This is a genomic window from Acidaminococcus timonensis (genome assembly GCF_900106585.1).
GTDB classification, from domain to species: domain Bacteria; phylum Bacillota; class Negativicutes; order Acidaminococcales; family Acidaminococcaceae; genus Acidaminococcus; species Acidaminococcus timonensis.
The window spans coordinates 649,289-672,669 of the sequence record NZ_FNWH01000006.1 but is presented as its reverse complement, the minus strand read 5'-3'; the positions used below and the strand labels follow the sequence as shown (position 1 = coordinate 672,669).

Sequence of the window (23,381 nt, the reverse complement as noted above, 5' to 3'; positions counted from 1 at the left end):
TCAGGCCTTCAGGATCCTGTGAAACAGATCTCTGTTCTCTTCGATCTTGGTCTGTCCGCCTACCACGCACAAATAGCCATCTGCCAGCACATCCCGTACCAGCGGTGCCAGGGCCCGGATGTCCTCCACACTGCAGTCGATGATCTGATCCCGTTTCTTCTGGGCCAGGGCTTCCGGCAGCTGTTTCTGCACGGTGGTGATGGCTTTTTCCAGGTGCATGGCCGGAGTCAGCGGCGTGTCCACCAGGCTGATGGTCCCAATCACGTACTTGGTCATTTCCCGGTCAGAGGCTTTGAAGGTCTCCAGATAGGCGGGCAGATCCCGGTAGGCCTGCAGGCTTTCCGCCAGTTTGGGATCCCGGTAGCTGGAAAGATACATCACCCCGCTGGGATCGAACCGGGTACCGGCCCCGTAGGCACCGCCCTGGACCCGGATCTTCGTCCACAGGTAGCCATAGCGCAGGATGGTCTCCAGCACCTTCATGGCCCCGGTGTATGCGTATCCGTGATCCCGGAAGTTCCCCCCGGCCAGCACGTACTGGACCTTGCCGCTGGTGGTGATGCCTTCGTTGATGTCTCCCGCCGGCAGTTCCGGCATGGATTTGCCCGCATAGGGGCTGTGGGGCAGCCGGGCCACAAAAGCGTCCATCCGGCTGCGGGCCGCAGCTTCCATGTTCTTTTCACAGCTCAGGGAAGCCATCTGTTCATCCTGGTGGAAGAAGGCCGGCAGCAGCAGCTGCAGTTTCTCTGCCACCGCATCGACTTTCTCGTCAAAGTGGGCCCACAGATCCTGCAGGAACTTGTAGTAGGTCAGCTGGTCGTGTTCCAGGCTGCGCCCACTGCGGGAGAAGTAGCTGGTCAGCCGGATGGTGGCCACGGTCATGCCCCGGGCAAAGAAGTTGTTGTCCCAGTCCGTCTTCACTTCGCTGACGATTTCCTTCAGCCGCTTTTTGTCCCCTACATGGCTGCGCAGGGCAATACTTTCCAGGATCTGGAACAGTTTATCCTCGTTCTTTTCCAGTACCTTGGCGGATACCTTGAACACATTGTGGTAGGTGTTGGTGTCGTTGTACAGGGCATAGGGCTTCACTTCGAAGTTCAGTCCGCCCAGGTACAGATCGCTCAGGGTGGTCAGTTCCTCATAGGAATAGTCATCCGTATCCACCTTGCCCAATACGTCGGTGAGCAGGTAGGCGTAGCACAGCAGATCCTCCGGTACACCGGTCATGTCGAAGCACCAGTCGAAGTAGGCGATCTTGTTGGTGAACTGCTCCAGGTACAGGTTCGTATGCTTCCCCTCTTTCGTCACCTGGGGATGTTCGTAATCGTTCTTCCGGGTGATGTCAGAGCGCTTCAGAAGGGGAATGGACGCCAATGCTTCCGGACTGTCCGGAGCAGCCTGCCGGGCGTGGAGCTCGTCGGCGATTTTCCCCACTTCCTCCAGTTTCTCCTGGCTGAAGGTGGCTTTCAGGGCCGCCATCTTCTCTTTGGCGGCTTCCGCCTCCTTTTCTTCCTTGCCCGGTTCCGGAGTCAGGGTCAGCAGGCACTTGTGGGTATTGTCCAGCAGCACTGTCTCGATGAGCTGTTCGTAATAGCCCTTGTCGATGGCGTCCCGCAAAAAGTCCAGGCACTGGGTGAATTGCAGGCAGGTGGTGGGATCGCCGCCATACAGCCAGGTCTCCATTACGTTCAGACCATAGATCAGGCCTTTGGGATAGATGTTGAAATCGGCTTCCCGCATCTTGAATTCTTCAGAATTCAGTTCCGCTTCCAGAAGACGGCGGGGAATCTTGTTCCGGGACAGATCCTGCAGGGTGCGGTAGACCACCTTTACGAATTCGTCTTCCTTTTCAGGGTCAGCTCCGCTCACTTCCACGGTGAACACGGGCTGCAGCTGGGAGCCGTTCAGGCTGCCGGACACGTCGGACCCGATGCCGGCCCGCAGCAGGGCCAGCCGCAGGGGGGCGTTGTTGCCGTCCAGCAGCACGTGGGTCAAGAGCTTCAGGGCCATGATCCGCTTCTGGTCCAGGGCGCTGCCCACTACGATGTTCATGGACAGGTACGTCTTATGCTTCGTGTCAGAACCCACGGGCACCGGATACGTGGCCTTCACTTCCTTCGTCTGGTCGAAGGGAGCCTGCAGGGGGATATCCACCTTCAGGGTACCGGTCTTCGGGAAGGCACTCAGGTATTCCCGGTCGAAGTAATCCAGGTAGTCATCGATATCCATGTCACCGTACAGGTAGATATAGCTGTTTTCCGGGCTGTAGTACTTTTTGTGGAAGGCCACGAACCCTTCCTGGGTCAGACCGGGGATGGCACTGGGCAGGCCACCGGATTCAAATCGGTAGGGGCTGTCCGGGAACAGGGCCTTGCAGATTTCGTGTTCTTCGATGGCATCCGGGGAGGAATACACCCCCTTCATTTCATTGTACACCACTCCGTTGTACACCAGGGGCTTGTCCTCGCCGGCTCCCAGTTCATAGTGCCAGCCCTCCTGGCGCAGGGTAAAGGGATTTTCGGCAATCAGGGGGTAGAATACCGCATCCAGGTACACATCCACCAGATTGCGGAAGTCCTTGTCGTTGCGGCTGGCCACCGGATATACGGTCTTGTCCGTGTAGGTCATGGCATTCAGGAACGTGTTCAGGGACCCTTTCACCAGTTCCACGAACGGTTCCTTCAGTTTGTATTTGCGGCTGCCGCACAGGACGGAATGTTCCGTGATGTGGGCCACGCCGGTATCATCCTGGCTGGGGGTACGGAAGCCGATGGTAAAGACTTTGTTGTCGTCCTTCGTGGCCAGGTAGAACAGATGGGCCCCGCTCTTGTCGTGGGTCATTTCATAGGCAGTAGCGCCGATATCGGGCAGCTCAGTCACCCGATCGACGGTGAATCCATGGTGTTGGCTATGGACAGTCAGTTCCATGTTGTATCAGATCTCCTTTGAGGTTCACAAAGAAGGGGCCGCCGCATCGCGACAGCCCCTTGGTTGTAGAATTATTTGAAGTACTGCACGCCGCCCAGGAACAGAGGCTGCAGTTTGTTGCCGGGGATGTTCTTCATCAGGCCCTCGGTGAACCGTTCCGTATGGCCCATCTTGCCCAGGACACGGCCGTCCGGGCTGGTGATGCTTTCGATGGCATACAGGGAACCGTTGGGGTTGTAGGGGCTTTCCATGGTGGGATCCCCTGCCTGGTTCACATACTGGGTTGCCACCTGGCCGTTCTTGAAGAGCTGTTGGATTTCTTCTTCCGTGGCCACGAACCGGCCTTCGCCGTGGGAAATGGCGACCGTATGGATGTCGCCCGGTTCACACAGGGACAGCCACGGGGATTTGTTGGAAACCACTTTCGTTTCCACCATCCGGGAGATGTGGCGGCCGATGGTGTTGAAGGTCAGGGTCGGGGAAGTTTCGGTCAGCGGACGGATATCGCCGTAGGGGACCAGCCCCAGTTTGATCAGGGCCTGGAAGCCGTTGCAGATACCCAGGGCCAGGCCGTCCCGGTTGTACAGCAGATCCAGGACAGCTTCCTTCAGGGACGGGTTCCGGAACATGGTGGCAATGAACTTGCCAGAGCCTTCCGGTTCGTCACTGGCGGAGAACCCACCGGGAATGGCCAGGATCTGTGCTTCTTTGATCCGTTTGGCCATTTCTTCCACGCTTTCTTTGATGGCTTCCGGCGTCAGGTTGCGAATCACGAAGATATCCGCTTTGGCACCGGCGTCTTCAAAGGCAGCAGCCGTATCGTATTCGCAGTTCAGGCCCGGGAATACAGGAATGAACACCCGGGGTTTCGCCACGTTGTACGGAGCGGTGAGAGGCAGGTCGTTCTTGAAGTACGGCATCTTGCACAGTTCCTTGCCGGAATCCTTCACGATGGACGGGAACACCTTTTCCAGAGTGCCGGTGTAGGCAGCCTTCACATCCGCCAGGCTGATGGCGGTGTCATTCACGGTGATGGTGGCATCGTCGGTCAGATGGCCCAGTTCCAGGAAGTCGTTGCCGGCGAACACCTTGTCCGCATCCGCATCGTCCGCCAGTTCCACCAGGAACCCGCCGGGCTGCAGGGTGAACAGGCATTCCTCATGCAGGAAGGGTTTCACGAAGCTGAAGCCCAGCCCGTTGCCCAGGCACATGGTGCTGAGAGCAGCGGCCACGCCGCCTTCCTTCACCACACCGGCTGTCACGATCCGTTTGCCCAGGATACCTTTATGCACATTGGCCAGCAGGGTCTTCAAAGCAGGGTAATCCACCACTTCGTGCTCGTCGCAGGGCACAGGGATGAACACCACTTTGTGACCGGCCTGTTTGAATTCGTTGGAGATGGTGTCGCGGCCATCCATGACGCCCACGGCGAAGCAGATCAGAGAAGGAGGGACTTCCAGATCCATGAACGTACCGCTCATGGAGTCCTTGCCGCCGATGGCCGGCAGTTCCAGTTCGCAGCAGGCCTTGTAGGCGCCCATCAGGGCAGCGAACGGACGGCCCCAGGTATGTTCCGTATGAAGTTTCGGGAAGTATTCCTGCATGGACAGGCGCAGCTTTCTGGGATCCGCCCCCATGGCCGCAGCCCGGCACACGGCTTCCACCACAGCGTACATGGCGCCATGGTACGGGCTCCAGCAGGCCACGTTGGGATCGTAGCCGCTGGCCATGATGCTGGTGGCGTTGGTCTTGCCGCCCAGCACCGGCAGACGGGCTGCCATGCCTTCGGTCCGGGTCAGCTGGTTGCGGCCGCCGTAAGGCATCAGGACACTGCCCCGGCCGATGGAACCATCGAACCGTTCGCCCAGCCCTTCTTCGCTGCACACGTTCAGGCGGTCCAGGTTGGCCAGCCAGGCGTCTTTGATATCCTTCTTACCTTCCACTTCAGCAGGGGTGCTGTTGAAGACGGATTCTTCGGTGACGCCATCCACAACCACGTTGGATTTTTGCGGAATGCCGTTGGTATCCAGGAAAGCACGGGACAGATCCACGATCTTTTCCCCTCTCCAGTACATCACCAGACGGGGATCTTCGGCCACTTCAGCGACCACCGTAGCTTCCAGGTTTTCTTTATCCGCAGCGGCCATGAATTTGTCCAGGTCACTGGCTGCGATGCACACAGCCATCCGTTCCTGGGATTCACTGATGGCCAGTTCCGTGCCATCCAGGCCTTCGTATTTCTTGGGCACCTTGTCCAGGTTGATCACCAGGCCGGGAGCCAGTTCGCCGATGGCGACGGACACACCGCCGGCACCGAAGTCATTGCACCGTTTGATGAGACGGGTCACTTCCGGATCCCGGAACAGGCGCTGAATCTTCCGTTCGTTGGGAGCATTCCCCTTCTGCACTTCAGCCCCGCATTCGCTCAGGGATTTGGTGGTGTGTTCCTTGGAGGCACCGGTAGCGCCGCCCATGCCATCACGGCCGGTACGACCGCCCAGCAGGACAATCAGGTCGCCGGCAGCCGGACGTTCCCGGACCACAGCGTCCCGGGGAGCTGCACCGATTACGGCGCCCACTTCCATCCGCTTGGCCACGAATTTCGGATGATAATATTCTTCCACGGAACCGGTGGCCAGGCCGATCTGGTTGCCGTAGGAGCTGTACCCGGCGGCAGCGCCCAGGGTGATCTTCCGCTGGGGCAGTTTGCCTTTCAGGGTCTTTTCATAGGGAGTGCGGGGGTCGCCGCTGCCGGTGACACGCATGGCCTGATACACATAGGAACGGCCGCTCAGGGGGTCACGGATGGCGCCGCCCAGACAGGTGGCTGCGCCGCCGAAGGGTTCGATTTCGGTGGGATGGTTATGGGTTTCGTTCTTGAACATCACCAGCCAGTCTTCTTTTTTGCCGTCCACGGTAATGGGCACCACGATGCTGCAGGCATTGATTTCTTCGGAAGCATCCAGATCAGGGATCTTGCCTTCCTTCTTCAGTTTCTTCGTAGCCAGGCAGGCCATATCCATCAGGGTAATGGGGCGCTTGGTGTCGGCGCCGTACACGAAGGCACGATCCTTCTTGTACAGGTCGAAGGCTTCGGCCACCGGTTCGGTGTACACGCCGTCATCGATGGACACATTTTCCAGACGGGTTTCAAACGTGGTGTGACGGCAATGGTCGGACCAGTACGTATCCAGCACCTTGATTTCCGTGATAGAGGGGTCACGGTCTTCTTTCTTGAAGTATTCCTGGATGAAGGCCAGATCGTCCAGGCTCATGGCCAGTTCCTGTTTGTTCAGGAAGTCTTCCAGGCCCTTCCGGTCCAGGCTGCGGAAACCATCCAGCACGGCCACCGGTTTCGGTACATCCCAGGTCATGTCCAGAGTTTCCGGTTTCTCGATGGCTGCTTCCCGGGCTTCCACCGGGTTGATGCAATAATGTTTAATCTTTTCAAAGTCGGCGTCAGAAAGGTCCCCTTCCAGCAGGAACACTTTGGCAGCTTCCACGATGGGGCGCTTGCCCTGGGTAATCAGCTGGATGCACTGGGCTGCGAAATCTTCCCGCTGGTCGTACTGGCCGGGTACCAGTTCCACAGCAAAGCTGCGTACGCCGGCAGGGATTTCCAGTTCCTCGTCCCGGACCATATCCACCGGTGCTTCGCTGAGCACCAGGCTCTTGGCTTCCTCATACGCTTTTTCATCCAGGCCTTCCAGGTCGTACCGATTGATAATCCGAACGCTCTTCAGGTTGGTGAGCCCCAGGGTCTGCTGAAGATCCGCACACAGGTTCGCGGCTTCTACAGCATACGCTTTCTTCTTTTCCACAAAGATTCTTCTAATCGTGTCGCTCATGACAGCCTCCCTTAAAAATACTCGTTGATAAAATTATTCTCCCGCGGGAACAATTTGTCAAGGATTTCTCTCGTTTCTTCGTCGGCTACATAGATGGCACCGGCCCGTTCCAGGGCACGGCTGCTCTGGAAACCGAAGAACAGCTGGGTGAAACTTGCCACATCCAGCAGCACTTTCGGGTCGTCCAGGGTGTTCAGCAGCTTCGTCCCTTCTTTGGTGGACTGCACCTTTACCAGCATGGTGTTCAGGGCGATCTGTTCATCCTTCAGGGCCAGGACCAGTTCTTTTCCCAGCAGACTTTCCGGTACGGGCAGGGTCTTCAGGCAAGTTGCCGCATTCAGCACCCGTCCCATCATGAACGGAGCCTCCCGGGGTGCCAGGCTCTGATCCGGCAGCTGCTGCCAGGTCAGGTCGTCATCCGCGGCCAGCCATTTCAGGGTCTTATAGATACCAGCCAGCCCCTTGAAGTACTGCAGAAGCCGCACCCTGGCCGGAGCGTCCACCGCCAGCAGTTCCTGAACGGTGACGGTCTCTCCCTCCCTATTATACAACGCGTAGGCCCGCGGTGCACCGTCAACTTTTACAATCACCGTTTCGAAATTTTCCTGAGCGGCCGTGGTCAGGGTGTTTTCCCACACCCGATGGTCGCGGACCACCGTGGCATGGTACCGCTCCATGACCCGTTCGTACACCGGTGCCACGGCTTTTTCCGCCGTGCGGGTATCGATCCGGTCCACTTCGAATCCGTCCAGGATGCGGCCCGCCAGATCCAGCCGGGCCAGAGGCAGGCTGTAGCTCTTGCGCAGATGGGTCCAGGCAAAGCCGTAGGGCTGGTAGATGCCGGCGTAGATGGGCATCAGGATCACAAAGGGTACCTTCAGGGCACGGAGGGTGGTGAAGGCCGTTTCCATCAGTTCCCCCATCACATGCTGTCCCCGTGCCACCGGGTCCGTAGCCACCCCCACGATGTAGGGGACCTTCCAGTCCCGGCCCCGCAGCCGGAGCACATAGGGGTTCAGATGGAGCATGGTCACCAGTTTTCCGTCCTCCCGGAAACCGCCCAGGATCCGGTTCTGCTTCAGGGCATACTCCCTGAAGTACCATTCATAGAACGGGGTCCCCTTCTTCTCGAAACAATAGTCCCACAGGTCCGCTGCCTGAGGCAGGGCCTGGGGCTGCAGCAAACGGAAATCCATGGCTGTCTCTCCTTATTTGATGATGGTATTGTACTTTTTCACCATGAACACGGGCTTGTAGGATTCCTTGGCTTCCCGGAGCCCTTCCTTGCCCATGTCCTCTTCCCGGTTGATGTAGGTCACATCGGGCCAGGTATGGTCGATGTATTCCTTGTTGATGGCGGTGAACAGGCCCCGGATGTCGGGATCGGCCTTTTCCACATGGACCACCGCCGTATTCTTTCCGGCCCGTTCCCCGAAGGTAAAGGCCTTCACCTGGCCGTCCAGGCGGATGAGCCCGCCCCGCATCTGGAGTTTGTCCAGGTTGTTCAGCCCTTCCTTGATCGCGTCATATTCCGCCACGATGGAAGGGTCTGTCAGTTCCCGTTCTTCCACCCACTGGCGGCCATATTCAATGCATTCGTCCTTGTTGGCCAGGGTGATGGGTTCATAGACGAAATCCGGATGGTCCTTGATGAACTGATTGTAATGGTTCTTCTTGCCATGCAGCTTGCGCCCGCTCAGGCTGGCCAGGCTGGCACGCTGGTACACATAATCCCAGTTGTCCCGGTCCGGGGTAAACTTGTTCACCTGGGGCAGGTATTTCTGGAACCGTTCGATGGTGTGCTCGTAGATGCCGTGCATTTCGAAGGGCTCTCCCCTGAAATACTGCTTCAGGGCACTCAGGACCTTGGGCAGATCTTCGTTGACGCCGCCAAAAGGGGGCAGCACGAACGTGGTACCGTTCACGGTGACCTTGATGATCAGGCAGCCGTGGCAGATGGCCCAGTAGCTGTCATACTGCTTTCGCCAGATAAAGATGGAACCGAAGCAGCATTCGGACGCATGATAGTCTTCTTCTGTAAAATAATCATCGAAGATGGGTTTATCATCGATGGTAATATGCTTGAATTCTAAAATAAGAATCGCTCCCTCATTTGTATTTGTAACTTATATTATAACAGATGAAGTCAAGGGATGGAAGCTTTATAACAGCCCCATATCATTCACCTTGTCTACGCGGTAACCGAATTTTTTTGTCTCTACCACCTGTACGAACGCCGTGTTGTACAGGCTCAGTTTCCACATGTTGTCGATGGGGATATCCAGCAGGCTGCACACCAGAAGGCGGATCAGGCCGCCATGGCTGACGCATAGGATGTTCGTATCCGGCTCCATGTCCTCCACCAGCTTTGTGAAGGTCTCCCAGCCCCTTTTCTGACTGGCGAACAGGTCCTCCTCCGCGTCCAGCTGTACACGGGCCGGTTTCAGGAACAGGTCCCGCAGGGTCTCCGGGTCTTTTTCCTGGATTTCCCTCATAGGGTGGCCGTCCCATTTGCCGAAGGACACTTCCCGCAGCCCGGGCAGCACAACGGGTTTGATGCCTCTGGCTTCCGCCAGGGGCGCCGCCGTCTGCTGGGTCCGGATGAGATCCGAGGTGTAAATGGCCGCCAGGGGCACCCGGCTGGCCCGTGTCACCAGGGCCGAGGCTTGTTTTTCCCCGGTGTCATCCAGGGGATTGTTGCTCCAGCCCTGGAGGATTCCCTCCCGGTTGGCCAAGGTCTCGCCGTGGCGGACCAGAAAGATTGTTTTCATGATGCGTTTTCCTTACTTTCCATACCTGGTTTCCTGATTGAGAAAAAGGAGCTGTCGCCAGGTGACAACAGCTCCTTATGGAAATTCTGATTATGCTCTTGCAATATAGTCGCCGCTGCGGGTGTCGATTTGCAGAACGTCCCCTTCGTTGATGAACAGGGGCACCTTCACCACATAGCCGGTTTCCATCTTGGCGTTCTTGCTGCCGCCGGTAGCGGTATCGCCTTTGATGCCCGGTTCGGTTTCAACCACAGTCAGTTCCACCGTGTTGGGCAGTTCAATCCCCAGGATCCGTTCGTTGAAGGAAATTACTTTCACGTCCATGTTTTCCTTCAGGAAGTTGATGGCGTTGCCCAGTTGTTCCTTGTTCAGTTCGATCTGATCGTAGGTTTCGTTGTCCATGAATACATAGGTGCCGTCAGATTCATACAGATACTGCATGTTCTTTCTTTCAACAACGGCTTTGGGCAGACGTTCAGCAGCGTTGAAGGTCCGTTCAACCACTGCGCCAGTGCACAGATTGCGCATTTTAGCCCGTACGAAAGCAGCGCCTTTGCCCGGTTTTACATGCTGGAATTCAACGACCTGCCAAGCATCGCCGTCAATTTCAACCGTTACGCCAGTTTTAAAATCGTTCGTAGAAATCATGAAAACAACCTCCAAAAATAGTTTCTAAACAATCTATTTGAATTTTATAATTCTACCAGTTCCTTGGGAACGGACGTAAGCCGTTCACACCCGGTCTCGGTGACCAGGCAGGTATCTTCGATCCGGAGACCGCCCTGATCGGGCAGGTAGATCCCCGGTTCGATGGTGACCACCGCACCGGCCGGCAGCGGCTGGTCATTGGCCCTGTTCAGCACGGGTTTTTCGTGGATGTCCAGCCCAACGCCGTGGCCCAGCCCATGGCCGAAGTTGGGGCCATAGCCCTTGCCGGTGATGTAATCCCGTACGGCCTTGTCCACCTGGATGCCGGTAAGCCCGGCCTTCAGCGTTTTTTCGCCCAGCAGGTTGGCATTCAGGACGATGTCATAGATTTCTTTCTGCCAGGGAGCGGCTTTACCGATTACCACCGTACGGGTGATATCGGAGCAGTATCCGTTGTAGGTGGCACCGAAATCGAAGGTGACGAAATCGCCGTCCTCCACCACCTTTTCAGAAGCCACGCCGTGAGGCAGGGCACTCCGCTTGCCGGAAGCACAGATGGTTTCAAAGGAAGGTTTCGTGGAACCCAGTTTCCGCATGTTGTACTCCAGCTCTGCGGCCAGGTCACTTTCCTTGCGGCCCGCCCGGATGTGGGGCAAGAGCTGTAGAAAGGCTTCATCAGAAATGGCCACCGCCTTGCGGATGGATTTCATTTCCTCGTCCGTCTTCACGGCCCGCAGGCCAACCAGGTTCAGGTTCTTCCAGGTGGCTTGGGGCAGAGCGCCCGCCAGGGCACATTCTTCCGTATAGGAGAAGTAATCCCCGTCCAGGGCCAGATTGCAGCTCCCGGGCAGTTTGGCAGCTTCCGGCCAGAAGCCGTGCTGGTGTTCCACCAGTTCGCATTCCGGGGCCTGCTGCTTCACCTGCAGGGTATACCGGGAATCGGTGATGATCACCGCCCGTTCCTTATCCACATACAGCAGGCTTTCGCCGCCGGTGAACCCGGTGAAATACCGGATGGAAGAATCTCCCTTGATGAAGATCCCATCCACTTTTTCCTGTTCCAGGTAAGCTCGCAATCTGTCCAATGCGCTCATTCGATCGTCTCCTCTGCATGATTCAGTCAGAAAGAATTCGACTAGTCTATTTTACTCTTAAATTGCCCCAAAAAGCAAGGGTTTCTTATATACTTTGTTACAATTTCTTTTCTTTCGGATGCAGCCGCCGGACCAGAGCCCAGGCTTCCATCCGGGGATCTCCCTTAGCCGTGAACACCATCTGGGCATGGGGAGCCACCGTAATGGGCTGCCCCTCAGCGTCCTGCATATCCTCCAGCACCCAGGAGAACCGCTCTCCGCTGGGGGTGAGCACTTCCAGTTCCTGGCCCTGTTTCAGGTTGTTCCGCTGCTCCAGGGTCACCCGGTCCGTAACCGGATCGTAGCCTTTCACCAGGGCAACAAAATCCGCCGTCTGCTCATAACTGCTGGTGGTGTACACCTGGTCCTCCGGCCCCGTCTTGTGCACCGCGAAACCGGTGGTATAGGGCCGGTGGGACACCTTGTCCAGCTCGTTCTTCAGAACCTTGGGTGTGGTGTAATGAGCCGGGTCCGCAAAGCAGGCGTCGATGGCCTGCCGATAGGCCGCCACCACGGAGCACACATAATGGATGCTCTTCATGCGGCCCTCGATCTTCAGGCTGCTGACCCCCGCCTCCATCAGCTGGGGCAGATAGTCCATGAGGCACAGATCTTTGGAGTTCAGGATGTACGTACCCCGTTCATCCTCGGCCACATCGAACAGCTGGCCGGGCCTGTTTTTCTCCGTCAGGGAGAATTCCCAGCGGCACACCTGGGCACAGGCACCCCGATTGCTGTCCCTGCCTGTAAAGTAATTGCTCAGCAGGCAGCGTCCGCTGTAGCTGATGCACATGGCCCCGTGGACGAACACCTCCAGTTCCACTTCCGTTTTCCGGCGGATCTGGCGGATTTCTTCCAGAGACAGCTCCCGGGCCAGCACCACCCGGCTGGCGCCCAGTTGTTCCCAAGCCTGCACCGTGGCGTAGTTCGTGGCGTTGGCCTGGGTGCTCACATGCAGGTGCATATGAGGGATCACTTCCCGGGCCGTGGCCCAGACCCCCAGGTCGGAGATCAGCAGGGCATCCACCCCGGCCGCTTCCAGGCTGCGCAGGTAATCCGGCAGAGCCGGCAGATCGCTGTTGTGGGGAAAGATGTTCACGGTCACGTAGACCCGTTTCCCCCGGGCGTGGGCAAAATCGCAGATTTCCCGGATCTCCTCCAGGGAAAAGTTGGCCGCAAAGGCCCGCAGGCCAAAGGTCTTGCCGCCCAAATAGATGGCATCGGCCCCGTACAGCAGGGCCAGTTTACCTTTTTCCAGGCTCCCGGCAGGAGCCAGCAGTTCCGGTTTCATCACTCTTGTTGTTCTCCCATCCTTTCCGCTTCTCCGATGACTTCACCGGGGTTCAGTTTCTGGATCATTTTTACATGTTCTTCGTAGGTTTTGGTAAAGTGGTGGTAGCCCTGGTCATCGGCCACAAAATACAGGTAGTCGGTCATCACCGGGTGGATCACCGCCCGGATGGCATCCATACTGGGGTTGCCCACCGGTCCCGGAGGCAGTCCCTTGTTCAGGTACGTGTTATAAGGAGATTCCAGTTCCAGATCGTCATAGGTGACCACTTTTTTCTGGGCCCCCAGGATGTATTGGATGGTGGTATCCGACTGGATGGGCATGCCCTTCTGCAGCCGTTTCTCGAATACACCGGCGATCAGGGGCATCTCCTCCTTGTGGGTGGCTTCCCGCTCCACCATGGAGGCCAGGGTCACGATATCCCGCAGGTTCATGTAGCTGCCCTGCAGGTCGGACCGCACTTCCGGTGTCAGCTTTTTGTTGAACTGCTGCACCATCATGGCCACGATATCCTTTTCCGTGGCATTTTCCGGAATGTTATACGTAGCCGGGGCCAGGAACCCTTCCGCCTTGTACATCACATTGGGATTCTGGGTTTCCATGTAGGTATAGGGCGTATAGTTTTTACAGGCATCCTTGAAGGCCTGGGCACTGCCCAGATGATTCTTTTCCAGCTTCAGGGCGATTTCGTTGATGGTGGCCCCTTCCGGTACGGCGAAGGCCTGGGTGTGCACCTTGCCCTTGGAGAGGATGTCGATGATTTCCCTGTCGCTCATCCCTGCCACGATTTCGTATTTGCCGGCCTGGAGCCTGCTGTCCAGCCCCTTCAGTTTGGCCGCCAGCCGGAAGGATTCCGGCGTCTGGATCAGTTTCTTGTCATGGAGCAATTTGGCGATATCCGAGGTGGTCATACCCTCCGTCACCGTAAACTGGACCTTTTGGCCTGTGGCCAGGCTGGTGTTGGTATTGAAATAATCCAGATACCAGTAGCCGCCAAAGCTGATGGCCAGTGCCAGCGCCAGGCCGATGGGTAAGAATTTTTTCCGCATGGTATTCTGTCTCTCTTACTGGGCGTCCATTTCGTCCATGATTTCTTCGTAGGCCCTGCGCACTGCATCGAATTCCTCATCCGTAGGATCCAGGTATACCGGTTCCCCGTTCTCGTCGAAATCCATCCGGGCAATGATCACATTGTCTTCTGCCTCGTCAGGATCCGTATCGTCCTCTTCAGGGATCTGGGTCAGCAGGGCGAAGTTCTTGTTGTCCATGGGAATGACCATTTCTTCCAGATAGTAGCTTTCGTTGCCTTCCTCGTCCGTGATCACCACCACTGCTTCCTGGTCTTCAGTCTGCAGCAGGTCCTTTTCTTCCTTTGCCATTGTCATTGCCTCCTCGGGCTGTCCAGATAATTTTGCAGGATGACCACAGCGGCCATCATGTCGATGATTTTCTTCCGTTTTTTCCTCTGGAGATCCGCCTCGATCAGCACTTTTTCCGCAGCAACCGTGGACAGCCGTTCATCCCACAGCACAACCGGGATGGACGGGAAGCGTTCCTCCAGGATGGTTTTAAATTCTTCGCTGGCCCTGGCTCTGTCGCCAATGGTGCCATTCATGTTCTTGGGATAGCCCAGGACGAACTGTCCCACCTCTTCCGCCTGTACCAGCTCTTCCAGCCGGGCCAGGTCCTTTTCCAGGCTCCGCCGGTGGATGGTCTCCACGCCTCGGGCGATGAAGCCGGTTTCATCACTGACAGCCACCCCGATGGTGCGGGTGCCCAGATCGAGTCCCATGATCCTCATCAGCGATCCATTTCCCCCAGATAGTTCTGGAGCAGGGCTTCAATCAGCTCATACCGTTCAAAGCGGCGGATCTTCAGCCGGGCATCCTTGTAGCTGGTTACATAGGCCGGATCCCCGCTGAGCAGATACCCTGCCAGCTGGTCAATGGGGTTATAGCCCTTTTCCTTCAGGGCATCCGCCACTTCCCGGATGGTCTCGGCTACGCTCTGGTTTTCCGGGACCGGTTTGAACATGGTCGTTTCCTGTGTTGTACGAGACATAGTATTCCTCCTCTGCCTGGAACCGGCAATAGGGGTTGCCTTCCGACAACCCCTAGCCTGTTCCTTAATAGAAATATTGACTGATGATCAACGGTATGGACTCCTGGAACAGCACCAGCATCACTTCGATGGGCACTTTCATCCCATCCAGGATCCAGCGCATGGTCATTTCTTCTCCCCCATAAACAACCATTTCCGTGGCAAACTGGATGTGCGGATTGTTCAGATCCGCGCCCGCCTTCTTCAGCATCAGATGGTAGGCATCCCGGACGAACCGACGGTTGGTCTGACGGATTTCCTCCAGATCGCAGCTGACATACAGGTTCTGCAGAAATTTCAGGTTGGCCTGATACAGCAGGAACTTCTTGTACAGTGCTTCCGACCAGCACCGGCTTTTCAGGATGTCCCTGCCATGTCGGGACAGGATGTGCAGATACACCCAGTGGGCCGCTGCCCGTTTGGATTTGAACTCCCGGTTGAAATCCTCCACCTTCAGATTGGCATCCCGGGCAATCTCCTCGATGGAGATGTCATACAGATGTTTCTTTTCCAGCAGATGATAAAGAGACTTCCCCAGTTTTTCCTTTGGATCCATACTCTGCACCTTCTTCATTCAAGCAATCATGCTTAGTGGATCTGTGCTTCCACCAGTTTCCAGGCTTCGTCCAGCCCAGCCTGCAGCTTGGAGGCATCCTTGCCGCCTGCCTGGGCCATATCCGGCCGGCCGCCGCCGTTGCCGCCCATGACCTGGGCCACACCTTTGGCCAGCTTGCCGGCATGGACGCCCTTCTTCACAGCGTCCTTCGTAGCCATGACCAGGATGTTCACCTTGTCGGCCGCCATGGGTGCTGCCAGCACCACTACGCCGCCGGTCTTGTCACGCAGCGTATCGCCCATATTCCGCAGGCTTTCCACATCCTGGACCTTCACTTCCTGGACCAGTACAGGCACGCCCTTTACGTCTTTGGCATCCGCCGTGACACTGGCGGCCTGGGCAGCTACCATCTTCTTCTCCAGATCGTCAGCCCGATGCTTTTCGCTCTTCAGGTCTTCCTGCAGAGCATTGATCCGGCTCACCAGCGTGGTGGGACGTCCCTTCACCGCAGCAGAGGCCTCTTCGATCAGGCTTTCCAGTTCCCGGGTGTAGGCCAGTGCGCCCCGGCCGGTCACGGCTTCGATCCGGCGGACACCAGCCCCTACGCTGGATTCGGACAGGATCTTGAACAGGCCGATGTGGCTGGTGTTGGAAACATGGACGCCGCCGCACAGTTCCATGCTGTAACCCGGTACATTCACCACCCGGACGATCTTGCCGTATTTTTCACCAAACAGGGCCATGGCGCCCATTTCCTTGGCTTTTTCCAGTTCCTGCTGGGAGATTTCCACATCCACCGCATCCAGGATCTTTTCGTTGACGATGTCTTCCACTTTCTGCAGTTCTTCTTCCGTCAGCGGAGAGAAATGGGAGAAGTCGAAGCGCAGACGGTCCGGACCTACATAGCTGCCGGCCTGGTTCACATGGCTGCCCAGCACCTGTTTCAGGGCTGCATGCAGCAGGTGGGTGGCCGTATGGTTCCGGGCGATGTCGGCACGGCGTTTCAGGTTCACTTCGAATTCCATGTCGTCGCCCACAGCCAGAGTGCCCTGTTCCAGGGTCCCCAGCTGGATGGTGTAGCCATCGGCCAGTTTCTTGGTGTCGGTCACGTCGAAGATGCCCTTTTCGGACACCAGACGACCGGTATCACCCAACTGTCCGCCCCCTTCAGCGTGGAAGGCGGTATTGGTCAGGATCACGGCCAGTTCATCGCCGGCCTTGGCCTTTTCGATGGGCTGGGTTTCGTGGATCGGGAAAATGGCAGCCACTTTGCCGTTCTTGCTGTTTTCGTCCACGGTCAGCTTGCCCAGGCCCAGATGACGGGTTTCGTAGAATACGGGCTTGCCTTCCTTATCGTTCCGGGCAGCCCGGGCTCTTTCCCGCTGGACTTCCATGGCGGCCTCGAAGCCCTTCTTGTCCATGGTGAAGCCCTGTTCTTCCAGGATCTCTTCCGTCAGTTCCCAGGGGAACCCAAAGGTATCGTACAGCTGGAAGGCATCTTCGCCCTTCAGGACGGTGCTTCCCTCCTTGCGCATGGCATCGATCTTCTGGTTCAGCAGGTCAGTGCCCTGTTCCAGGGTCTGCAGGAAGCTGTTTTCTTCCATGGCGATGACCTTTTCAATGTAGGAACGTTTTTCCTTCAGATCGGTGTAGTGCTCCCCGTACATGTCGATGACCAGATCCGCAGCCCCCACCAGGAATTCCTTGCGGATGCCCAGCAGACGCCCGTGGCGGATGGCCCGGCGCAATACCCGGCGCAGGATGTAGCCCCGGCCTTCGTTGGAAGGCAGGATGCCGTCGCCGATCATGAAGGTGACAGAACGGGCATGGTCCGCAATGACCTTCAGGGAAACGTCGTCTTTGGGATCCGCATTGTATTTCTTGCCGGAAACCTTGCAGGCGTATTCGATGATCGGGAAAATCAGGTCGGTTTCAAAGTTGGAGGGCTTTTCCTGCAGTACGGAAGCCACCCGTTCCAGACCCAGACCGGTATCGATGTTCTTATGCTGCAGCGGCGTATAGCTGCCGTCCGGCTCTTTGTTGTACTGGGTGAATACCAGGTTCCACAGTTCCAGGAACCGGCCGCAGTCGCAGCCCGGGCCACATTCCGGACGGCCGCAGCCCCGGTCTTCGCCCAGATCGATATGGATTTCGGAGTCAGGACCGCAGGGGCCGCCACTGGCGATTTCCCACCAGTTATCTTCCAGTTTCACGATCCGTTCGGCCGGTACGCCGCACACATCATGCCACAGGTCATAAGCTTCCTGGTCCTTGGGATATACCGTGATCCACAGTTTGTCGGCCGGCAGTTCCAGGACTTTCGTCAGGAATTCCCAGGCCCAGGGGATCACTTCCTTTTTGAAGTAATCGCCGAAAGAGAAGTTCCCCAGCATTTCAAAATACGTATGATGGCGGGCAGTACGGCCCACGTTCTCGATATCCCCGGTACGTACACATTTCTGGCAGGTGGTGATGCGGGTCGCCGGCGGTTTGACCTTACCGGTGAAATACGGCTTGAAGGGCGCCATACCGGCGCCGATCAGAAGCAGCGTCGGATCATCATGCGGGATCAGGGATGCACTGGGCAGTACCAGATGGCCCCGTTCCTTGAAGAAATCCAGATATTTTTGTCGAATCTCATTACCACTTAAATATTTCATTACCAACTCTCCCAAATTTCGTTCCAGCAGAACGGAAAGTTCCATCAGCCAGAAAAGTATCGTCTTTCGTATCCCATAAATTATATAAAAAGTAAGGGGGACTGTCAAATGAAAAGGAAGGTAAAAAAATCGCCGATGGCGATTTTTCACCATCGGCTGTGGACTAGTGACTAGAGACTAGTGACTGTGTTCACTTGTACAACTCCGCCACGGCCTCTTCCACCGTCCGTACCTGGGCAATGGCCACTTCTTTTGGTTCCTTACCGGCGGGGAAACTGCCCCGGGGCACCACGAACCGATGAAAGCCCAGCTGGATGGCCTCTTTGATCCGACGGTCCACCAGGCCCACTCTCCGCAGTTCGCCGGTAAGCCCCACTTCACCGATGGCCAGCACCCCCATGGGTACAGCCCGGTTCCGGTAGCTGGACACCAGAGCCCCCAAAATGGCCAGATCGGCAGCCGGCTCCTTCACCTTCATACCGCCTACTGCAGCCACATAGGCATCCTGGTCTCCGAAATTCATGCCGCAGCGCTTTTCCAGCACGGCCAGCAGCATATTCACCCGGTTGAAATCCACCCCCACCACGGTCCTGCGGGGCAGGCCAAAGGGGGTATGGGCCACCAGGGCCTGGATTTCTGTCAGGATGGGCCGATTCCCTTCCATGACAGCGGTGATCACCGACCCGGGCACCGGAGACTCCTTGGCCTCCAAGAACAGCCCGGAGGGATTGGCCACTTCTTTCAGGCCCGCCTCCTCCATGGAAAAGATGCCGCATTCACTGGTGGAGCCGAACCGGTTCTTCAGGGCCCGAAGCACCCGGTAGGTGTAGGACCGGTCCCCTTCGAACTGCAGCACCACATCCACCATGTGTTCCAGCAGCCGGGGTCCGGCAATATTCCCTTCCTTGGTCACGTGGCCGATGATGATCACCGCAATGCCCGTTTCCTTGGCAAAGGTCAGCAGCTTGGCGGTACATTCCCGCACCTGGCCCACGCTGCCCGCCGCCGTCTCCAGTTCCTGGTTGTACATGGTCTGGATGGAGTCGATCACCAGCAGCCTGGGCATCACCTGGCGTGCCTGGACCAGGATGGTGCCCAGTTCCGTCGCGGTCATGATCTGGAGGGCGTCCGTGGCCTCCCCCAGCCGTTCCGCCCGCATGGCCGTCTGGGCTTCACTTTCTTCGCCGGAAACATACAGCACTTTCGCGCCCCGGGCCGCCGCCTTCATGGAAACGTCCAGGGTGATGGTGCTTTTGCCGATGCCCGGTGCCCCGCCCAAAAGGATCAGGGAGCCCGGTACGATGCCGCCCCCCAGCACCCGGTCGAATTCGTGGATGCCGGTGGACAGCCGGTGCACCTGCACCTTGTTCACCTGGCGCAGGGTCTTGGGCGTGGGCGCTTCTGTCACCGTCAGATAACTGGGCCGCTGCCGGGTGGGTGTGGTGGGCGCAGCCACCTCCTCCACCAGGGTGTCCCACTGCCCGCATTCCGGGCACTTGCCCAGCCATTTGGCCGTGGAATATCCACAGTTCTGGCATACGTAACGGGTCTGGGTTCGTTTCGCCACTTATTCGTCCTCCTGAAGCAATTGGAATGCGTTGCGGATCAGCTGCTCCTTGTCTTTTTCGCTTACATGGTCACCCAGCACCTGGAGGAAGTACTCCATGAGCCGGGCCTCCCGCAGGGTGACCATTTTATGGGTCAGCAGCGCATGGACCAGCTGGTCAGAAGATTTGCCCTCCCGGGCAGCCGGCAGTGCCGGATGGGCCGCAGCGGTACTGCTTTGGTGCGGGTGCAGCCGGATGATCCGGATAAAGCCCCCGTTCCCCCGTTTCGATTCCACTTCATATCCCCGTTCCGGGGTGAACCGGGTGGTCAGAGTATAGGTGATCTGGCTGGGCGCACAGGAAAGCTTCTCCGCCAGCTGACTCCGTTTCACACTGACTGCGTCCTGTTCGTTGGCAAACAGTTCGCTGATGATGAATTCTTCGATTGCATCTGCGATATTTCGCATGATGAAACACCTCCCCTGGGAAAGGCAGGATTTCCCGCATACTATTATATTTGACTTTTTGACGTTTGGCAAGTAAAAAATCGCCGATGGCGATTTTTCACCATCGGCTGTGGACTAGTGACCAGAGACTTGTGACTGCCTTATCTGTTCCTTTCCTTCATGGCCCGGTCAATGTCCCGCTTGGCCGCTCTGGCAGCCATGTCCTGCCGTTTGTCGTAGAGTTTCTTACCGGTGGCCAGGGCCAGCTTACATTTCACCAGCCCGTGGCTGAAATAGAGCTGCAGGGGCACCAGGGTATACCCCTTTTCTTTGGTCTTGCCGATGAGTTTCTGGATTTCCCGTTTGTGCATCAGCAGCTTCCGGTCCCGCAGGGGATCCACGTTGAACCGGTTGCCGTGTTCATAGGGGCTGATGTGCAGGTTGTAGATGTACACTTCCCCGCTCTTGGTCACCGCCGCATAGGAATCCTTCAGGTTGGCCTTGCCCGCCCGCAGAGATTTCACTTCCGTACCGGTGAGTACCAGGCCGGTTTCGTAGGTTTCGTGGATGTTATAGTCATGCCTTGCTTTGCGATTCTCTGCTACGATTTTCACTGGTTTTTCCATGTTTCCGATCCCTTCTTCTCCGCCGGCGGCGGTGATTCTTCTTTTTCGTGCTGCCGCTCTGGGTCCCGGTGCCTTCCGGTACCAGCTGGCTCAGGCCGCTTTCCTGCTTTTTCGGCGCATCGGCTTTCGGGCCGCTTTTCTTTTTACTTTTGCTGCGATGCCGGTTCCGGCTCTTTGCGGCGCTTCCCTTTTCCCGGCGGCCGGTGGTATCGTTGCGCAGCTTGCCGGTGGCAATCCCGCTCTTGGTCTTCTTCTGGCGTCCCAGTTCCCGGCGCATGGCGTCGGCAGCCTCTTTGGAAAGCCCAGCCAGCACAAAGTCGATCTTTCGTTCTTCCACATCCACCGACAGCACCTGGATCTTCACCTGGTCGCCCAGACGGTACCGGTGGCCCAGATGCTGACCGATCAGGGCATACTGCCCCTCGATGTAATCATAATAGTCGTCCGTCAGGCTGGATACGTGTACCAGCCCTTCCACCCCGTTATCCAGTTCCACGAAAAATCCGAAGGAAGAAACCCCGGAAATGGTGCCGGTGAATTCCTGGCCCACAAACTGGAGCATGTATTCTGCCATCTTCAGATCCACCGTCTGCCGTTCGGCGTCGATGGCTGCCCGTTCCCGGATGGAGCAGTGGGAGGCAATCAGGCTCAACCGCTGGGTCCGTTCCTCCGCCTGCTGTCTGGACAGGCGCTCACCGTCCAGCTGGCGCCGCAGCAGCCGGTGGACCATCAGGTCCGGATACCGGCGGATGGGGGACGTAAAATGGGTATAGAAGTGAGCTGCCAGCCCGAAGTGACCGATGTTCTCCGTCTGGTACACTGCCTGGCGCATGCTGCGCAGGGCCACCGTGGAGATCAGCTTCTCCTCCGGTTTGCCGGCTACTTTATCCAGAGCCCGCTGGAGATCCTTGGGGCGCATTTTTTCTTCCACTTTCAGGGTGACCCCGAACAGGCTCATGAGTTTCGCCAGGTTGGAAATCTTGTCCGGGTCCGGCAGGTCATGGACCCGGTAGATGAAGGGACGCTTGTGTTTGGCCATGAAGCCGGCCACGGTCTCGTTGGCCGCCAGCATGAATTCCTCAATCATCATCTCGGCCACGGACCGTTCCCGCTTTACGATGGCCACCGGGTGCTTCTGTTCATCCAGCAGCACCTTCTGTTCCGGCAGCTCAAAGTTGATGGCCCCCCGGCGCTGCCGTTTCTTGTTCAGCACCTTCTGCAGGTCGGCCATGTTCTCCAGCATGGGTACGATGTCCGCATATTTCTCCCGCAGGGCCTCGTCCTGGTCCACCAGGATGCTCCGCACGTCCGGATAGTTCATCCGATGGTGGTTGTTAATCACACTGGGGGCAATGGTAAAGGAAATGGTCCGCCCGGTCTTGCCGTCGATGAGCATTTCACAGGCCATGGTCAGACGGTCTTCCCCTTCATTCAGGCTGCAGATGCCGTTACTCAGTTCCACCGGCAGCATGGGCAGGACCCGGTCCACCAGGTACACACTGGTGCCCCGTTCGTAGGCTTCCTGGTCCAGGGCGGAATGGGGCTGCACATAGTAGCTCACGTCGGCGATATAGACCCCCAGGAAGTAGTTATCTCCCTGTTTTTCCACATACACCGCATCGTCCAGATCCTTGGAATCCACCCCGTCGATGGTGATGATGTTCCATTTCCGCCGGTCCAGACGGGACTGCAGTTCCTTCTTTTTGATCTTCTGTTCCACTTTTTCCGCAGCCGCCTGTACGGCGTCCGGAAATTTGGTGGGCAGGTCATTGTCCTTGATGATGGACAGGATTTCCAGGCCGATATCCCCGGGCTTGCCCAGAATCTCCACGATCCGGCCTTCGGCATTGCGCCGTTCATCCGGCCAGGTGGTGATTTCCACCACAACCTTTTCCTTGTCTTTGGCACCGCCAAAATCTTTCCGGCGCACGTAGATATCCCGGCCCACCCGTTTGTTGTCCGGGATCACAAAGGCAAACTCCCCGGCCTTGCTGAAGGTGCCCACCAGTTTCGTATGGGCCCGTTTCAGGATCCGGATGACCTTGCCTTCCCGCCGGTCGTCATAGCCCTTTTCCATGACCCGGGCGATGACCGTATCCCCGTCCATGGAACCGGTCAGGCCGCTGGCCGGGATGAACAGGTCGCCCTCTTCCGTCTTTTCTGCCGGGATCACGAAGCCGAAGCCCTTGCTGGTGATCTGGATGCGGCCCACCACCAGACCCATGGCTGCCGGCAGCCCATAGGTGCTGTACCGGGTCTTGATCAGGGTCCCGTTGTCCTCCAGTTCCTTCAGTTCCAGCCAGAACAGCTTCAGGTCCGCTCCTTCCAGCTGCAGGGCCTTTAAAATGGCCTCTGCCTCCAGGGGAGCCGCTGCGTGCTCCTTCACATATCCCAGGATCCGTTCCTGCATTTCATTATTTGTCATGATCTCTCCTCATACATCAGCTTCCCGTCTGCTTCCGCGGCCACTGTGCCGTCTTCCCGGACCACCTGGCCCGTCATCTCCAGCAGCTGTCCCTTTCTCCGTTTCACTTTTGTGATCACCCGGATGCGCTCCCCGATGCGCACCGGCTGCCGGAAGCGTACTTCCAGCCGGGCCGTATAGGCCACCTTGTGTTCGTACATATAGGGATAATTGCCCATGGTCTCGTCCAGCAGGGTGGAGATCAGGCCTCCGTGCATCCGGCCATCATAGCTCTGGTGCACCGGCTGGGGCACGAAACTGGTATAACAGCCGTTCTCGTCGGTGCGGAAATGCAGGTGCAGTCCCATGGGATTGTCCCTGCCACAGCCGAAGCACATGGTATCTCTTTCTCTTTCCATTCTA

The 23,381-nt window shown here is 57.4% G+C and carries 19 protein-coding genes; all 19 read right to left on the bottom strand.

The genetic code is table 11. The features are described 5' to 3' along the window. The 19 genes from BQ5462_RS07045 to BQ5462_RS06955 all read right to left on the bottom strand — a co-directional run bounded on the left by BQ5462_RS07045 (position 1) and on the right by BQ5462_RS06955 (position 23,377). Complete coding sequence (locus BQ5462_RS07045; RefSeq protein WP_071142660.1) at positions 1-2,928, bottom strand: insulinase family protein; 2,928 nt, start codon at positions 2,926-2,928, stop codon at positions 1-3. 71 nt (positions 2,929-2,999) lie between these two features. Further along, the gene (locus BQ5462_RS07040; protein WP_071142659.1) at positions 3,000-6,776 is read right to left on the bottom strand and encodes a phosphoribosylformylglycinamidine synthase; all 3,777 of its coding nucleotides are present in this window, start codon (positions 6,774-6,776) and stop codon (positions 3,000-3,002) included. Positions 6,777-6,787: 11 nt separating this feature from the next. Beyond that, on the bottom strand, positions 6,788-7,972 hold the full coding sequence (locus BQ5462_RS07035) for a GNAT family N-acetyltransferase (protein WP_071142658.1): 1,185 nt from the start codon (positions 7,970-7,972) through the stop codon (positions 6,788-6,790). Positions 7,973-7,984: 12 nt separating this feature from the next. Continuing rightward, positions 7,985-8,833 carry a DUF2156 domain-containing protein gene (locus BQ5462_RS07030; protein ID WP_083378100.1) on the bottom strand — a complete coding sequence of 283 codons (849 nt, stop codon included), beginning with the start codon at positions 8,831-8,833 and terminating at the stop codon, positions 7,985-7,987. 105 nt (positions 8,834-8,938) lie between these two features. Further along, a complete protein-coding gene (locus BQ5462_RS07025) occupies positions 8,939-9,547 on the bottom strand; it encodes a histidine phosphatase family protein (RefSeq protein ID WP_071142657.1) in 609 nt (202 codons plus the stop codon). Between the two features lie 90 nt (positions 9,548-9,637). Further along, entirely contained in the window at positions 9,638-10,195 is a 558-nt protein-coding gene (gene efp, locus BQ5462_RS07020) for an elongation factor P (protein WP_071142656.1), read from the bottom strand. Between the two features lie 44 nt (positions 10,196-10,239). After that, positions 10,240-11,289 (bottom strand): M24 family metallopeptidase, encoded by a 1,050-nt coding sequence (locus BQ5462_RS07015; RefSeq protein ID WP_071142655.1) that lies wholly within the window; start codon positions 11,287-11,289, stop codon positions 10,240-10,242. A 97-nt stretch (positions 11,290-11,386) separates the two neighbouring features. Next, positions 11,387-12,619 carry a peptidase U32 family protein gene (locus BQ5462_RS07010; protein ID WP_235819637.1) on the bottom strand — a complete coding sequence of 411 codons (1,233 nt, stop codon included), beginning with the start codon at positions 12,617-12,619 and terminating at the stop codon, positions 11,387-11,389. Beyond that, complete coding sequence (mltG, locus tag BQ5462_RS07005) at positions 12,619-13,668, bottom strand: endolytic transglycosylase MltG (protein WP_071142653.1); 1,050 nt, start codon at positions 13,666-13,668, stop codon at positions 12,619-12,621. Before mltG ends, BQ5462_RS07010 begins: the two co-directional genes overlap by 1 nt. A 15-nt stretch (positions 13,669-13,683) precedes the next feature. Further along, positions 13,684-13,998 (bottom strand): DUF1292 domain-containing protein, encoded by a 315-nt coding sequence (locus tag BQ5462_RS07000; RefSeq protein WP_071142652.1) that lies wholly within the window; start codon positions 13,996-13,998, stop codon positions 13,684-13,686. A gap of 2 nt (positions 13,999-14,000) precedes the next feature. After that, a complete protein-coding gene (gene ruvX, locus BQ5462_RS06995) occupies positions 14,001-14,420 on the bottom strand; it encodes a Holliday junction resolvase RuvX (RefSeq protein ID WP_083378099.1) in 420 nt (139 codons plus the stop codon). Beyond that, on the bottom strand, positions 14,420-14,680 hold the full coding sequence (locus tag BQ5462_RS06990) for an IreB family regulatory phosphoprotein (RefSeq protein ID WP_071142650.1): 261 nt from the start codon (positions 14,678-14,680) through the stop codon (positions 14,420-14,422). The genes ruvX and BQ5462_RS06990 overlap by 1 nt, the downstream gene beginning before the upstream one ends. Before the next feature lie 64 nt (positions 14,681-14,744). Next, the gene (locus BQ5462_RS06985; RefSeq protein ID WP_071142649.1) at positions 14,745-15,275 is read right to left on the bottom strand and encodes a TetR-like C-terminal domain-containing protein; all 531 of its coding nucleotides are present in this window, start codon (positions 15,273-15,275) and stop codon (positions 14,745-14,747) included. A 32-nt stretch (positions 15,276-15,307) separates the two neighbouring features. After that, positions 15,308-17,935, bottom strand: a complete 2,628-nt coding sequence (gene alaS, locus BQ5462_RS06980; protein WP_071142648.1) for an alanine--tRNA ligase — start codon at positions 17,933-17,935, stop codon at positions 15,308-15,310. 190 nt (positions 17,936-18,125) lie between these two features. Then, on the bottom strand, positions 18,126-19,502 hold the full coding sequence (gene radA, locus BQ5462_RS06975; RefSeq protein ID WP_071142647.1) for a DNA repair protein RadA: 1,377 nt from the start codon (positions 19,500-19,502) through the stop codon (positions 18,126-18,128). Then, a complete protein-coding gene (locus BQ5462_RS06970; protein ID WP_071142646.1) occupies positions 19,503-19,949 on the bottom strand; it encodes a CtsR family transcriptional regulator in 447 nt (148 codons plus the stop codon). It lies immediately after the preceding gene. 140 nt (positions 19,950-20,089) lie between these two features. Continuing rightward, positions 20,090-20,554 (bottom strand): SsrA-binding protein SmpB, encoded by a 465-nt coding sequence (smpB, locus tag BQ5462_RS06965; protein ID WP_071142645.1) that lies wholly within the window; start codon positions 20,552-20,554, stop codon positions 20,090-20,092. Then, positions 20,505-22,979, bottom strand: coding sequence for a ribonuclease R (gene rnr, locus BQ5462_RS06960; protein WP_071142644.1), 2,475 nt, complete (start codon positions 22,977-22,979; stop codon positions 20,505-20,507). Before rnr ends, smpB begins: the two co-directional genes overlap by 50 nt. Then, a complete protein-coding gene (locus BQ5462_RS06955; protein ID WP_071142643.1) occupies positions 22,976-23,377 on the bottom strand; it encodes a PaaI family thioesterase in 402 nt (133 codons plus the stop codon). The genes rnr and BQ5462_RS06955 overlap by 4 nt, the downstream gene beginning before the upstream one ends. Positions 23,378-23,381: the final 4 nt, after the last annotated feature.